Origin of the sequence: Streptomyces sp. S07_1.15 (assembly GCF_020739505.1) — a bacterium.
GTDB classification, from domain to species: Bacteria; Actinomycetota; Actinomycetes; order Streptomycetales; family Streptomycetaceae; genus Streptomyces; species Streptomyces xinghaiensis.
This window is the reverse complement of the sequence record NZ_JAJBZK010000001.1, coordinates 4,747,227-4,761,316: the sequence shown is the minus strand read 5'-3', so window position 1 is coordinate 4,761,316 and position 14,090 is coordinate 4,747,227. Positions and strand designations below refer to the sequence as shown.

The following is a 14,090-nucleotide window of genomic DNA, read 5'->3' as shown; positions in this document are numbered from 1 at the left end:
GACGCGGCACCACCGGCACCCTCCGGCGTCCGCCCCGCACCCGCGCAGCCACCCCCGCACCCACCCGCCCCCGCAGCTCCCCCGCCGCATCCCCTGGAGGCCCCGATGACCGAGCTCTGCGACCTCACGGCCACCCGCCTGCTCGCGGGCTACGCCACCCGCGCCTTCTCCCCCGTCGAGGTGGCCCGCGCCGTGCTGGAGCGGATCGAGCGGACCGAGCCGGTGGTGGGCGCCCATGTGCGGGTGGACGCCGAGAGCGCCCTCGCGCAGGCCGCCGAGTCCGAGCGGCGCTGGCTGCGCGGTGAGCCGGCCGGGCTGGTCGACGGCGTGCCGGTGTCCGTGAAGGATCTGCTGCTGCTGCGCGGCGGGCCCACCCTGCGGGGTTCGCACACCGTGGACGCCGGCGATCCGGCCGCCTGGCAGGAGGACGCCCCGGCGGTGGCCCGGCTGCGGGAGCACGGCGCGGTGTTCACCGGCAAGACGACGACCCCCGAGTTCGGCTGGAAGGGGGTCACCGACAGTCCGCGGCACGGGGTGACCGTCAATCCGTACGATCCGCGCCGCACGGCGGGCGGGTCGAGCGGCGGGAGCGCGGCGGCGGTCGCGGTGGGCGCGGGACCGCTGAGCCTGGGCACGGACGGCGGCGGCTCGGTCCGCATCCCCGGCTCCTTCTGCGGGATCTTCGCGCTGAAGCCGACGTACGGCCGGGTGCCGCTCTACCCGGCGAGCCCGTTCGGGACGCTGGCCCATGTGGGCCCGATGACCCGGGACGCCCGGGACGCGGCGCTGATGATGGACGTGATCACGGGCCCCGACTGGCGGGACTGGTCGCAGTCCGACCGGGTGCCGGCCGACTTCGCGGCGGGTCTGTACCGCGGAACGGAGGCTGTGGCGGGGCTGCGGGTGGCGTACAGCGCCTCGTTCGGCGGGCGGGTGGCCGTCGAGCCGCGGGTGGCGGCCGCGGTACGCCGGGCGGTGGATCTGCTGTCCTCGCTGGGGGCGCAGGTGGAGGAGGCCGAACCGCCGCTCGCGGAGGACCCGGTGGAGGCGTTCCACACCCTGTGGTTCAGCGGGGTGGCGCGGGTGGTGCAGCCGCTCGGCCCGGAACGGCTGGAGCTGCTGGAGCCGGCGCTGCGCGAGGTGGCGGAGCAGGGCGGGGCGTACAGCGCGCTGGACTATCTGACGGCGGTGGACGTCCGGATGGCGCTGGGCCGGGAGATGGGCCGCTTCCACGAGACGTACGACCTGCTGGTGACGCCGACGATGCCGGGCACCGCGTTCGAGGCGGGCGCCGAGGTGCCCAAGGGCTCCGGGTACACGCGGTGGACGGGCTGGACGCCGTTCAGCTATCCGTTCAACCTCACGCAGCAGCCCGCCGCGACCGTGCCCTGCGGGCTGGATGGCGACGGGCTGCCGATCGGGGTGCAGTTGGTGGGGCCCCGGCACGCGGACGGTCTGGTGCTGCGCGCGGCGCACGCGCTGTACGAGGCGGGCGTCGCGGACGAGGTGCCGCCGCCCGCCGCGGGCTGACCGGGGCGTTCGCGGTGCGGCCCGGGCCCGGGGCGTCCTCACGGGAGGGCGCCGGGCCCGGGCCGGGGGTGCCCGGCGGTCAGGCGCGCCGGAAGGTGAGGCTCTCGCCCAGCGCCCCGGCCCGCCACAGGTCCTGGCAGGCCTCGGCCATGCGGTCGAGGCCGTCGACGACCGCGCCCCAGACGATGCCGGGGACCCAGCCGGCGTCCCCGTTGATCAGCAGGTTGTTCCGCTCGTAGAACAGCGCGAGGTCGATGACCTGCCGCCGGCCCCGGTGCCCGGCGTTCTCCTCGTAGCCGTAGGACTTGGTGCCGAGCTGGGTGTCGGTGAACGTGAAGTAGCAGAGGTCGCCGGGGATCGGGGTGATCGTCGGGTTCTCCAGCGGGGGTTCGGCGGGGGCGAACGGCGGGAGCAGGGTGTAGATCTCGTTGCGCGCGTACTTGGCGTGGTAGACGTCGCCGCCGAGCGGCAGCGCGTTCCAGACGGCTTCGCAGGTGATCGGAGCACGGTCGTCGAGGAGCCGTGCGGTGCAGGTCACACCGCGTTTGGCCAGGGACACCTCGATGTGCCGGGCGGAGCGGTCACGCGGTGCGGAGTCGGTCATTCGGATGCTCCTGTCAGTCGTCCCGGACGGGTCCCGGCCGGTGCGGACGCGGGGCTCTTATGGTGGCGCAAGTGGATCAATGACAACAGAACCGGCGGCGGTCTCAGCTCGGTTAAGGCTGGAAAAGAGCGGCATGAAATCTTGCTCTTCGGGTAGCGAGCCGCCCATGGCTCGACCACGCGGGAACGATACGTACCGGATCGGCCGCCGCTCCCTGCTCGCAGGGGCGGCGGCTTTGAGCGCGTTGGGGGCGGTCGGTTGCAGCCGGGTCTCCACCGCAGACGTCAAGGACGGGGGAGATCTTCTGGAGCGCCTGCGGGCGCAGGGTGTCGTGAAACTGGGGCTGGCCGGCGAGCAGCCGTACAGCTACATCGGCAAGGACGGCGAGATGACCGGCTACGCGCCGGAGGTGGCCGCCCGCATCTTCGAACGGCTCGGGGTGCCGAGGGTCCAGCCGTTCCCGACGGAGTTCGGTTCACTGATCTCCGGTCTGAACTCGCAGCAGTTCGATGTGGTCGCCGCCGGGATGTACATCAATCCCGAACGCTGCCAGCAGGTGCTCTTCGCGGACCCCGAGTACCAGATGCTCGACGCCTTCATCGTCCGCAAGGGCAATCCCAAGAACCTCAACGACTACAAGGACGTCGCCGAGGCCGGCGCGACCCTCGCCACGGGTGTCGGCTATGCCGAGATCGGCTACGCCGAGGACGCCGGGGTCAAGAACATCATGACCCTGCCGGACCAGCTGGCCGGACTCCTGGCGGTGGAGCAGGGACGGGCCGATGTCTTCGCGGGCACGGCCGTGACCGTGCGGAACGTCATCAAGGAGACCAAGTCGAAGCGTGTGGAGGCGACCGAGGAGATCCAGCCCGTCGTGGACGGCGAGCCCGTCGTCGACGCGGGGGCCTTCGCCTTCCGCAAAGCCGAAACGAATCTTCGGGACGCCTTCAACCGTGAGCTCCACAAGATGAAGGACAGCGGTGAACTTCTGCGGATCATGCGGCCCTTCGGCTTCTCGGAGGAGCAGATGACGGATCTGACCGCAGAGGAGAAGTGCACACCATGAGTGAGATCACCTGGGGTTTGTGGCAACTCCTCCTCGAAGGCCTCTGGGTCACCGTCCAGCTGACGGTCTACAGCGCGGCCCTCGGCGCTCTCGTCGCCTTCACGGTCGGCATCGCCCGGACGCACCGGCTGTGGATCGTCCGCTTCCTCTCCGGCCTCTACATGGAGGTCTTCCGGGGCACCTCGGCCCTGGTACTGATGTTCTGGCTGTTCTTCGTCCTGCCGGTCGCCTTCGGCTGGCAGCTGCTGCCGCTGTGGGCGGCCACGCTGGCGCTGGGCCTGTCCTACGGGGCGTACGGCTCGGAGGTCGTGCGCGGCGCCGTGCAGGCGGTGTCGCCGGCGCAGCGGGAGGCGGGCATCGCGCTCAGCTTCACGCCGATGCAGCGGATGCGGCGGATCATCCTGCCGCAGGCCTGGCCGGAGATGCTGCCGCCCTTCAACAACCTGCTGATCGAGCTGCTCAAGGGCACCGCCCTGGTGTCGATCATGGGTGTCGGCGACATGGCCTTCGGCGCCTCGCTGATCCGCAACGCGACCGGGGAGAGCGCCCCCGTCTACACGATCATCCTGGTGATGTACTTCGTGCTCGCCTTCGTCCTGACCCGCGGCATGCGGGTGGTCGAGCGGCAGGCGAAGACCCGGATCGGGCAGCGGCCCGCGAAGGGCGGCGGGTTGCTGAGCAAGCTCAATCTCCGTGAGCGCACCGACATCTCGGCCGACGCGGCCGGCGCTGGGGGTATCTGATGCAGTGGGACTGGTCGGCGGTCGCCGACTTCATGCCGGATTTCTGGCGGGGTCTCCTCGTCACCCTCCAGGCACTGGTGCTGGGCTCGCTCATCGCCTTCGCGCTCGGCCTCTTCTGGGCCCTGGCGCAGCGCTCGACGCTGCGGGCGGTGCGCTGGCCGGTGCAGGTGTTCACGGAGTTCATCCGGAACACGCCGCTGCTGGTGCAGCTCTTCTTCCTCTACTACGTGCTGCCCGAGTGGGGTCTCACCTTCTCCGCGCTGACCACCGGTGTCATCGGCCTCGGTCTGCACTACTCGACGTACACCGCCGAGGTGTACCGCGCCGGTATCGAGGGTGTGCCCACCGGCCAGTGGGAGGCGGCCACCGCGCTGAGCCTGCCGCGGACGCGCACCTGGTCCGCGGTGATCCTGCCGCAGGCGATCCGGCGGGTCGTGCCCGCACTCGGCAACTACGTCATCGCGATGCTGAAGGACTCCCCGATGATCGCCACGATCGGTGTGCTGGAGATGCTCGGCGAGGCCCGCCAGTTCGGGTCCGAGACCTTCGTCATGACCGAGCCGATCACGGTCGTCGGCATCGCCTTCATTCTCATCGCCTACCCGGCTTCCCTCCTCATGCGAGCCCTGGAGCGTCGTCTTGTCCGCTGAAAGCAGTTCCCCGAACGCGACCCCGGCCCCGGCGGCCGGCAGTGAGCTGATCCGTTTCGACGGGGTGACCAAGCGGTTCGGCAGCAATACGGTGCTGAACCACCTGGACTTCACCGTGGATGCCGGGAAGCACGTCACGCTGATCGGCCCCTCGGGCTCCGGCAAGACGACGATTCTGCGGCTGCTGATGACCTTGCTGAAGCCGGACGAGGGCACCATCTCCGTCGACGGCGAATACCTCACCCACGAGGAGAAGAACGGCAAGCTCGTCCCGGCGGGCGAGCGGCACACCCGTGAGGTGCGCAAGAAGATCGGCATGGTCTTCCAGCAGTTCAACCTCTTCCCGAATATGAAGGTGCTCCGCAACATCACCGAGGCCCCGGTCCACGTGCTGGGGATGAGCAAGGACGAGGCCACCGAGCGGGGCCGCGAACTGCTGGACCTGGTGGGGCTGTCGGACAAGGCCGACGCCTACCCGAACCATCTGTCCGGCGGCCAGCAGCAGCGGGTGGCCATCGCGCGGGCGCTGGCCATGCGGCCGAAGGTGCTGCTGCTCGACGAGGTGACCTCGGCGCTCGACCCGGAGCTGGTGGCCGGTGTGCTCGACGTGCTGCGGGACATCGCACACACCACGGACATCACCATGCTCGTCGTCACCCACGAGATGAACTTCGCGCGGGACATCTCCGACGACGTGCTGATGTTCGACGCGGGGCGGGTCATCGAGTCCGGGCCGCCGGAGAAGATCTTCTCCGAGCCCGAGCACGAGCGGACCCGGGAGTTCCTGAGCGCCGTGCTCTGACCCCGCGGCGCGGGTGCGGGCGGCGGGCGTTTCCCGGCGCCGGACGGCACCGCCGTACCGTTCCTGCGGACGGCTGTCCGAGCCCCTGCGGACGGCCGTCCGAGCCTTCCGCACCCGGTCCGTGACCACGGCATATGCCACGGTGGCGCACTTCCCCGGCAACGGGGAAATGCGCCACCGGTGTGCACAACTCGGCCACCCGGGCGGCCTCTTGGCCGCTATCGTGGGGGCAGCCCGGCCCGTGGCCGCGGCGGAGGACGGCCCCGCCGGGGCGGACTTCCCCGTAACCAGGAGCGCGGCGACGATGCAAACGGTCACACCTGTAGGGGGACACCGTGGCGCAGCAGCCCGAGCCGACCGCTCCCTTCCACGCGGTCCAGCACGCCCTGCGCGTTCTGGAGAGCGTCGCCCGCCACCACGGCGGCGTCACCGGGGAAGAGCTGTCGCGGGAGACCGACCTGCCGATGGAGCGGCTCACGCCCATGCTGCGGATGCTGCGCCGCGAGGGCTATGTGGACGAGGCCGCGGACGGCGTGTTCGCCGTCGGCCGGACGCTGCTGCTGCTCGGCTCCGCCGCCCGGGAGAAGGCCCTCGCCGACAAACTCCAGCGTCATCTGGAGGAGCTGCGCGACACCCTGGGCGCCGCGGTCTATCTGAGCCGCTACGTCGACGGCGAGGTGCGGATCACCCAGTGCGCCCACGGGCCGGACACCCCCAAGGTCAACGAGTGGGTGGACTTCCGCTCGGCGGCGCACGCCAGCGCGGTCGGCAAGTGCCTGCTGACCCAGCTCGACCACAACGGCCGCCAGGACCACCTCGCCCGGCACAAGACGGCCCGCTTCACCTCGCGGACCATCACCGACGAGAAGGTCCTCTTCAGCAGACTGGACCACCAGCCGTCCACCGTTCCCGTGCTCGACCTCCAGGAGTACGCCGTGGGCACGGTCTGCGCCGCGGTGCCCATCGCCGCCGGCAAGACCGTCGGCTGTCTGGCGCTCTCGCTGCCGATCGAGCGCGCCCACCGGCTGCGCCAGGCGGCCGAGACGCTCAACCGCAGGGCGGCGCCGCTGGCGCTGTCCCTCACCTTCTGAGGACGGCGGCGGGGCCCCGGGGGCCGGAGACCGGGCCTGGAACCCGGGCGGATGACCGGGCGGGACCCGGCCGGGAGCACCCCGGCGGACCCGGTAGGATGGCCGGGCGTCAGCACGCGCCGCTAGCTCAGTTGGTTAGAGCAGCTGACTCTTAATCAGCGGGTCCGGGGTTCGAGTCCCTGGCGGCGCACGCGCGATACGAGAGGCCCCTCCGTTCCGGCGGAGGGGCCCTCGCGTCTCTTGGGCGCCTGCGCGCCGCGCGGCCGGGCGCCGGTGGCCCGGGGCGGTCCGGAACTTGTGTCCGTTGCCGGTGCCCTCAGGTGGGGTCACGGTTACCAGCACCGAACCGGCTCCGGGCGGGACAACGGCGGAGATCACGTTGCCGCCGGTCACGGTGGAGCGGGAAGAGGCGGCCGTGGAGTGAACCTCCACAAGCCGCGTGCGCCGGGTGGCGGCAGCCTCCGCCCGGCGCACGGAGACCGCTCCTGCCGGCCCACTGTGGGCGGGTCCTCCATGTGCGGGGCCGGAGCGGTGTGGATCCGCCCCATTTCCCGTACCGCCGACGGCCGCTGACGATGTGCGGCATGGCGATGGTGACCCAACGTCGCGGGCTTCCCGGGCCAGGCCGAGGACCTGGACGCGATCCCGCGGACGGACGCCGGCACGTCCGGTGAGCAGGGACCGCGCGTCCGCCGCGCCGGCTGAACCGCCGGGCACCGCCCCCATCCCATCCCCCGCCCACTCGTCAACGAGGAGGATCACCATGCCGGGCACAGATGTCCCGCGCCCCGGAAGCCCGGCAGGCGCGCGAAGGCGGAGTCCGCGAAGAGTGCGGACGGCCGCCGCCCTGTTCGCCGCGGCCCTGCTGGCGCTCGGCACCGTGGACGGCGCTGCCGCCGAGGTGCCGAACGGCGCACCGGACCCGTGCCGGCACGGTGACAGGATCGCCGTGCCCGGTGCGGAGTTCCAGACGCACGCCTGCCTGCCCGACATGACCACGGCCGCTCTCGCCGGGACCCGCTACACCGATTCCGCCGACTGGTCGTCACTGACAGCCCAGGGGACAAGGAACCCGTCCGGCGTGGCCGGCCTCCAGATCGACGGCTACTTCCCCGACACGTCCCGTCTGAACACCACGCACGGCTGGGACCACGACGCCCAGTTCGTCATCCGCCTCCCCGAGCGCTGGAACGGCGGACTCGTCGTCACCGGTGCCCCCGGGCTCCGCAAGCAGTACTCCCTGGACCCCCTGATCTCGGACTGGGTCATCGACCGGGGATACGCCTTCGCGTCCACCGACAAGGGCAACAGCGGCCCCGACTTCTACACCGACGGTGTCCGCCCCGGCGACGCGGTGGCCGAGTGGAACGACCGCACCACCGAACTGACCCGCGCCGCACGCACGGTGGTGAAACAGGCATACGGCCGCGCCCCGCGGCGCACCTACATGACGGGCATCTCCAACGGCGGCTACCTGACCCGCTGGCAGCTCGAAAACCACCCCGGGCTGTACGACGCCGGGCTGGACTGGGAAGGCGCGCTCTGGACGCCCGACGGCCCCAACCTCTTCACCTATCTGCCCACCGGTGTCGCCCACTCCCTGGGCCGCGCATCCGACCAGGACATGCTGGACGCCGGGTTCACCGCCGGCACCGAGTTCCTGTGGCCGTACCACGAGCAGGTCTACTACGGCCTCACGCAGAAGGTGTACCGCGCCGAGTTCGACCCGGCCTACGACCCCTCCTGCCCCGGTCCGACGGCGGGCACGACGGTGACGGAGATCCTCGCACCGTGCGCCTCGGACGCCGCCTACGACTACGCCTCCCGCCCGGATTCGGTCAGGCGGGCGGTCCAGCGGGTCTCCCTCACCGGGAAGATCGGCAAACCGATGATCACCGTGCAAGGAGACCTGGACGCGCTGCTGCCCGTCGCCACCGACTCCGAGGTGTACACGAAGATGATCGCCGACCGTCACCGCGGCCGGCTGCACCGCTCGTACAGCGTCCAGGGCGGCACGCACATCGACGGCCTGTACGACAGCCACCCCGACCGGCTCCGCCCCGTACTGCCCTGTTACCGCGCCGCGTTCGAGGTCCTGACCGACTGGGTCGAGCGCCGCGAAGCGCCGCCGGCGAGCGGGACGGTTCCGCGCCCCGCCACGGGGGATCTCGTCAACACGTGCTCGCTGCACTGACCGCGCCCGTCCGCCCGCCGCACGCACCGCCGCACCCGCCGCACCACAACGCCGCCCCACAACGCCGCCCCACCGGCCGGCCTGTGGGGCGGCTCGCTGTGCCAGGGGGCGCCGTTCGCCGGCAACGGGTGCGGGCCACGGTCCTGCCCCGCACAGGGTGGACCGCATCGCCATACCGCCCCTGCGCGGGCGCCCGTAACGTCGGGTAACCCGGAGGCGGGACAGGGCCGTTCGCAGAGCCTGCCGAACCTCCGGCTCCCCCCGTTTCGTTCACCGGCTCCGGCCAGGAGGCACGATGCACCCCTTCCCGCCCGAGCGGCACCGGGCTCGCGGAGCCCGGACGCGCACCGCCCGTACCCTCACGCTCGTCCTGTCCCTGGCCGCCCTCGTCCTGGGCGGTCTCACCGCCGCCCCGGCCCAAGCGGCGGGCCTGCAGGAAGTCACCGGCTTCGGCTCCAACCCCGGCAACCTGCGCATGTTCCGGTACGTACCCGACGGCCTGCCGACGGGCCGCCCCGTCGTCGTCGCGCTGCACGGGTGCACCCAGTCCGCGTCCGGCTTCGACGACGAGACCGGCTGGACCAGATGGGCCGACGCATGGGGATTCGCCCTGGTCCTGCCGGAACAGAAGTCCGCCAACAACATGAACTCGTGCTTCAACTGGTTCGAGCCCTCCGACATGGCACGCGGCTCCGGCGAGGCCCTCTCCGTCAAGCAGATGGCCGACCGGACGGCGGCCGATCTCGGCTCCGACACCGCGCGCGTGTACGTCACGGGACTGTCCGCGGGCGGGGCGATGACCTCGGTCATGGCCGCGGCCTACCCGGATGTCTTCGCGGGCGCCGCGGTCGTCGCGGGCCTCCCGTACGACTGCGCACGCACCGTCGTCGCCGGCCTGTCCTGCATGAACCCGGGCAGCGACCTCGGCCCGCGGCAGTGGGGCGACAAGGTCCGTGCCGCGCATCCCTCCTACGACGGCCCCCGGCCGGTGATGTCGCTGTGGCACGGGACGAACGACAGCACCGTCAAGCCGGTGAACCTGACCGAACTCGTCGAGCAGTGGACGAACGTCCACGGCACCGACACGGTCGCCGACATCAGCGACACCGTCGACGGCTACCCGCACCAGGTGTACGAGAACGCCTCGGGAGACGCCGCCGTCGAGTCGTACTCCATCACCGGCATGCAGCACGGCCAGCCGGCGGACCCCGGCGGCGGAGCCACCCAGTGCGGCATCGCGGGGCAGTACTTCCCCGACATGGGGATCTGTGCCTCCTACCGGATCGGCCGCTTCTGGGGGCTGGACAGCTCTCAGGGCGGCAGCGAGCTGCCCGCGCCCGCCGGGCCGGCCGTCACGGCCACCACCGAGACGACGGTGTCGCTGTCGTGGGAGGCGGTGGACGGCGCCGCTGCCTACCGCGTATACCGCGACGGCGCCCAGAAGGGCTCACCCTCCGCGCCGTCCTTCACCGACACGGGGCTGTCCCCCGGCACCACCTACGCCTACACCGTCGCAGCGGTCGACGACCAGGGCCGCGCCGGCCCGGCCACGGCCGCCGTCCGGGCCACGACGGCCGGCTCGGCCCACCGGTGCTTCACCGACAACAACTACCAGCAGGTGGCCGCCGGACGGGCGCACCAGGCCCTCGGGACCGTCTACGCCAACGGCTCCGGCCAGAACATGGGCCTGTACAACGTCTTCGTCACCCACACCCTTGAGGAGACCTCCCCGGGCCACTTCGTGATCGCCGACTCCGGCTGCCCCTCCCCCTGACCCGGGGCCGGGGCACGAGGGCCGGGGTCCCGGTTCAGGCGGTCGGCGTCCGTCCTTGACCGCCGTTACGAACGAAGTCCAGCCGCCCGACGGGAAGACGAGCACCGGACCGAACGGAACCCTGCCGTCCCGCACCGGCTGTTCACCGGCGTCCCGGAAGAGATCCTGCTCGGTTCGGTGGTGGACGGGACGGGCACCGCTACGTGTCTCCCGACGAGGAGACCGAGTTGACGGGCGTCGCCCGCCCCGAGGGCCTGGTGCCCCCGGGGCGGGCGAGGTACTGCCCGAGGCTCCGGACGAACCGGCAACTGATGCTCCCACTCGCGGGCGGTGGCGTTGACGGTCGGTCCGGAGGTGCGGTCCGGAAGGTCTAGAACCGCACGTCGGAGCAGGCGTAGAAGGCGTTGCCGGTGTCCGCGACGTCCCAGACGGCGACGATCACGTGCCGGCCGGACTTACCGCCCGGCATGGTGCCCTGGTGGGTCACCGTGGCGTCCGGCTGACGGCCGTTGTAGGGGACGGTCAGGAACGGCTGGGACTCCAGCGCGGACCGGGTGATCGGCTGGGAGGGGTTCCAGCCGTTCCGGGTGATGAAGTACCGGAAGTCCGTGGTGGAGTGCCGGGCGGTGAGCCGCCAGGTGAAGGTGCGGCTCTCCCCGGACCGGACGTCGGTGGCCGGCCACTGGCCGCCGCGCGGGTCGTCCAGTGCCGCGAACCGGCTGTTGCCGCCGGAGCAGATGGCGCCGTCGGCGGGGCCGGCGGCCGGGAAGCCCTTGGGGCCCTCGACGCTCTGCGGCTCCCACTGGATGCCGCCGCAGTTCTGCACGGTGCCGTTGGCGCAGAGCGCCTGCCGGCTGATCGGGGAGTCGGTGTAGCCGTGGCTCTGGGCACTGCCGGTGGTGGCGAAGAGGGAGACGCCGGCGATGCCGAGGCCGAGCAGGGTGGTGGAGATCTTTCTGCGCATGAGTCGCTCCAGAAGACGTGGGGGTGGCCCGGGCCCGCAGGGTCGGCACGGGCCCGGCTCTTTCGGCTCGGGTGAGGAGCGGGGGCTGCGGGGGGTGGGGTGGGGAGTGGGTGGGGAGCAGCCCCGGGGTGGCGGTCTAGACCAACTGGGAGAGTAGTGGCGGCCGTTGATGATGTCTAGACCAATATCAGGGGTTGTTGCAGACCGCTGTGAGGCGGGATGGAATGGGGGCACAGGCGGCGCGCACGCGCCGGTCGCCGGTCGCCGGTCGCCGGTCGCCGGTCGCCGGTCGCCGGTCGCCGGTCGCCGGTCGCCGGTCGCCGGAGGATGCCGTGGTGGCCGGGGACTTCCGCTCTCCCGGCCGCGGCGGCTGCTGTCAGTCCCGGCCGGTGCCGGTCAGGTCGAGTTCCGGGATGATCCGGTCGCACTGGGCCCGGGATTCCTTGACCCACTCGCCGTTGGGGTGGTCGTTGCCGTCCACCCAGGCGCGGGCCCCGGCCGCGTCCCGGCCGCCCGCGAGCTGCCGCTCGACCAGACGCGCGTCCCGTACGGCGTCGGGCGTCTCGACGTACCAGACCTCCGCCATCAGCCGGCGCGCCTCCGACCACCCCGGCGCCACGCAGGCGAGGTAGTTCCCCTCGGTGACCACCAACCGCGTGTCCGGACGCAGCAGATGGCGGGCCGCGACGGGCTCGTGGAGGGTGCGGTCGTAGTCCGGTACGTAGATGTCCCGGCCGGTGTCCTCGTGGACGCGGCGGAGCAGGGCCTCGTAACCCCAGACGTCGAAGCTGGGCGCGGAGCCCTTGCGGGCGGTGAGTCCGAGGCGTTCGAGCTGGCGGTTGGAGAGGTGGAAGCCGTCCAGCGGCAGATAGCCGGCCACCGCCGCACCGTGCCGCCGTTCGATCCGGTCGACCAGCGCCGTGGCGAGGGTGGACTTGCCGGCTCCCGGCGGCCCCGCGATCCCGAGCACGGTCCGCGCGCGCCCACCGTCGGCCAGGGCCCACGCCTCGTCCGCCAGCTCCGCGATGTCCATACCGGCAGGCTACGTCCTGCGTGCCGAGGCGGAGGAGGCGCTTGTGGCAGTCCGGCGACCGCCGGGGCGCGGGACCGCCCGGCCGGCCCGGGCCGGCCGCCCCGTCGTCCCGCTGGGCTCCCCCGGCACTCCGGCTGTGCCTCGTACTGACCCGTGGGGCACCGTGGTCCCCATGCCTGCCTACGAGACGATGCCGTTCCATCTTGAGACCGAGCGGCTGATACTGCGGCCGTGGGCCGAGTCGGACGCCGCAGAGTTCTGCGCCCTCCTGTCCGAGCGCGGCGACGGGACGCCCACGGTCGAGCACATCCGGACGGCCATCGCGAAGCTGCTCACCGAAACGGCGGCAACGGGCATCGCGCTGCTCCCCGTCCAGCGCCGCGACGAGGGCGACTTCATCGGCTACTGCGGGCTGATCACCGGCCGCTCCACCCTGGAGGAGCCCGAGATCGCCTACGAGTTGTTCCAGCGCGCGCACGGACGGGGCTACGCCACAGAGGCGGCGCGCGCGGTGCTCGACGCCGCTGCCGCGACCGGGCGGAAACGGCTCTGGTCGACCGTCGGCACGTGGAACACCCCGTCGCTCCGCGTCCTGGAGAAGCTCGGATTCGAGCGGGACCACGTCTCCACGGAGGACAACGGTGAAGTGGTCTGGCTCACCCGCTCGTTGCCGTAACACGGGGCCGCGTCCCCTTGGCTCCGCCCTCGCGTGGTCGAGTGTGCTCGGGCGGTGGGGGTGTGGGCGGCTTGGCGACAGTGGTGGCCGGCTCGGTGTCGAGCTTGGTGCGGGAGGTCAGCATCGGGTGGTCAAGGCCGACGGTTTCCACGTCCCGCAGCTCGCGTACGAGCTGGGAGGCGAGGAACCATCCCAGGTTCGGGTGCCCGTACGGCACCGGCACGTCGTCGGCGGGAAGCGCGCGCATGCCCGTGGAAGTCCACTGATACGGCGTGCCGATGACCCCGAAGAGCGGCGCCGCCCGGACCAACAGGGCCACATGCCCGCTGCGGCTCAAGTGGGGGCACACCTCAGCCGCCGCGCGAGCGTGATCGGCACACACCGGTGGTTGCGCGGTCCAGACGAGACGCGTCGACGCCTCCAGCCTTCCGCTCTCCAGAAACAGATAGCGGCCGTCGGGCGTCCGGGCCGGCCCGGCGCACACCTGGCAGCGGAGTCTGAGCATGGTCTCGCGCTGCCGGGCCGGGTGCACCATCCGCCACCGGGGACGGCCCACCGGCATCCGGTCGTGCCCGATCGACTGTGAACAGCGGCTCCAGAGGACGCCGCGAGTGTCACGGTCCTCGGGCACTTCATCCCAGTAGCCGAGCAACGACCGCCCCCCGGGCCCGAACCGGGCGCGCAGCGCGATGAGAGGTGCGGGCTCCTCGTCTTCTCGGGCGGTGATGTACGGGACCAGGCCCTTGAAGGTCCGCATCACGCGACTGCTCCAGTCGTCGTCACCCTGCACCGGCTGCGCATCGGCGGCACGGTGCGGGTTGCGGTTCGGTCGATCAGCTGTGCCATCGAAGTGTCCGTTCGTCGGGGGTCGCGTGCTGGATCCGCGACTCAACGTGGCCGGTAGCTTCCGCGGCAGGGGGTCGTGACTCAACCGACGCGGATACCGGAACCGACGGTTATGCG

13 protein-coding genes, 1 tRNA gene and 1 pseudogene are annotated in these 14,090 nt (G+C 71.8%); 10 read left to right on the top strand and 5 right to left on the bottom strand.

Annotation, left to right across the window (positions count from 1 at the left end):
• Window positions 1-105: 105 nt before the first annotated feature.
• The gene (locus LIX60_RS20525; RefSeq protein WP_227959782.1) at window positions 106-1,530 is read left to right on the top strand and encodes an amidase; all 1,425 of its coding nucleotides are present in this window, start codon (window positions 106-108) and stop codon (window positions 1,528-1,530) included.
• Between the two features lie 79 nt (window positions 1,531-1,609).
• Here LIX60_RS20525 and LIX60_RS20520 read toward each other — a convergent pair whose 3' ends face one another.
• A complete protein-coding gene (locus tag LIX60_RS20520) occupies window positions 1,610-2,134 on the bottom strand; it encodes a DUF3830 family protein (RefSeq protein ID WP_227959781.1) in 525 nt (174 codons plus the stop codon).
• Between the two features lie 166 nt (window positions 2,135-2,300).
• Here LIX60_RS20520 and ehuB point away from each other — a divergent pair, with 166 nt between their 5' ends.
• From ehuB to LIX60_RS20480, 8 genes are all read left to right on the top strand, one after another.
• On the top strand, window positions 2,301-3,200 hold the full coding sequence (gene ehuB, locus LIX60_RS20515) for an ectoine/hydroxyectoine ABC transporter substrate-binding protein EhuB (protein ID WP_227959780.1): 900 nt from the start codon (window positions 2,301-2,303) through the stop codon (window positions 3,198-3,200).
• Window positions 3,197-3,943 carry an ectoine/hydroxyectoine ABC transporter permease subunit EhuC gene (ehuC, locus tag LIX60_RS20510; RefSeq protein ID WP_227959779.1) on the top strand — a complete coding sequence of 249 codons (747 nt, stop codon included), beginning with the start codon at window positions 3,197-3,199 and terminating at the stop codon, window positions 3,941-3,943. The genes ehuB and ehuC overlap by 4 nt, the downstream gene beginning before the upstream one ends.
• The gene (ehuD, locus tag LIX60_RS20505) at window positions 3,943-4,593 is read left to right on the top strand and encodes an ectoine/hydroxyectoine ABC transporter permease subunit EhuD (RefSeq protein ID WP_227959778.1); all 651 of its coding nucleotides are present in this window, start codon (window positions 3,943-3,945) and stop codon (window positions 4,591-4,593) included. Before ehuC ends, ehuD begins: the two co-directional genes overlap by 1 nt.
• Window positions 4,583-5,395, top strand: coding sequence for an ectoine/hydroxyectoine ABC transporter ATP-binding protein EhuA (gene ehuA, locus LIX60_RS20500; protein WP_043461699.1), 813 nt, complete (start codon window positions 4,583-4,585; stop codon window positions 5,393-5,395). The genes ehuD and ehuA overlap by 11 nt, the downstream gene beginning before the upstream one ends.
• Before the next feature lie 335 nt (window positions 5,396-5,730).
• Window positions 5,731-6,486 carry an IclR family transcriptional regulator gene (locus tag LIX60_RS20495; RefSeq protein WP_227959777.1) on the top strand — a complete coding sequence of 252 codons (756 nt, stop codon included), beginning with the start codon at window positions 5,731-5,733 and terminating at the stop codon, window positions 6,484-6,486.
• A gap of 116 nt (window positions 6,487-6,602) precedes the next feature.
• A tRNA-Lys gene (locus LIX60_RS20490) sits at window positions 6,603-6,676 on the top strand.
• A gap of 573 nt (window positions 6,677-7,249) precedes the next feature.
• Window positions 7,250-8,680 carry a tannase/feruloyl esterase family alpha/beta hydrolase gene (locus tag LIX60_RS20485; protein WP_374117886.1) on the top strand — a complete coding sequence of 477 codons (1,431 nt, stop codon included), beginning with the start codon at window positions 7,250-7,252 and terminating at the stop codon, window positions 8,678-8,680.
• Window positions 8,681-8,975: 295 nt separating this feature from the next.
• Window positions 8,976-10,454, top strand: a complete 1,479-nt coding sequence (locus LIX60_RS20480; RefSeq protein ID WP_227959776.1) for a PHB depolymerase family esterase — start codon at window positions 8,976-8,978, stop codon at window positions 10,452-10,454.
• Window positions 10,455-10,520: 66 nt separating this feature from the next.
• On the opposite strand, the pseudogene LIX60_RS31965 reads toward LIX60_RS20480, so the two are convergent.
• From LIX60_RS31965 to LIX60_RS20465, 3 genes and pseudogenes are all read right to left on the bottom strand, one after another.
• Window positions 10,521-10,589, bottom strand: a pseudogene (locus LIX60_RS31965) (DUF397 domain-containing protein); the annotation flags it as partial.
• A 235-nt stretch (window positions 10,590-10,824) separates the two neighbouring features.
• Entirely contained in the window at window positions 10,825-11,418 is a 594-nt protein-coding gene (locus LIX60_RS20470) for a lytic polysaccharide monooxygenase (RefSeq protein WP_227959775.1), read from the bottom strand.
• 376 nt (window positions 11,419-11,794) lie between these two features.
• Entirely contained in the window at window positions 11,795-12,451 is a 657-nt protein-coding gene (locus LIX60_RS20465; RefSeq protein ID WP_227959774.1) for a nucleoside/nucleotide kinase family protein, read from the bottom strand.
• Window positions 12,452-12,623: 172 nt separating this feature from the next.
• Here LIX60_RS20465 and LIX60_RS20460 point away from each other — a divergent pair, with 172 nt between their 5' ends.
• Window positions 12,624-13,127, top strand: a complete 504-nt coding sequence (locus LIX60_RS20460; RefSeq protein ID WP_227959773.1) for a GNAT family N-acetyltransferase — start codon at window positions 12,624-12,626, stop codon at window positions 13,125-13,127.
• On the opposite strand, the gene LIX60_RS20455 is transcribed toward LIX60_RS20460, so the two are convergent.
• Complete coding sequence (locus tag LIX60_RS20455) at window positions 13,108-13,917, bottom strand: hypothetical protein (RefSeq protein ID WP_227959772.1); 810 nt, start codon at window positions 13,915-13,917, stop codon at window positions 13,108-13,110. The two genes, LIX60_RS20460 and LIX60_RS20455, sit on opposite strands and share 20 nt — an antisense overlap.
• Window positions 13,918-14,090: the final 173 nt, after the last annotated feature.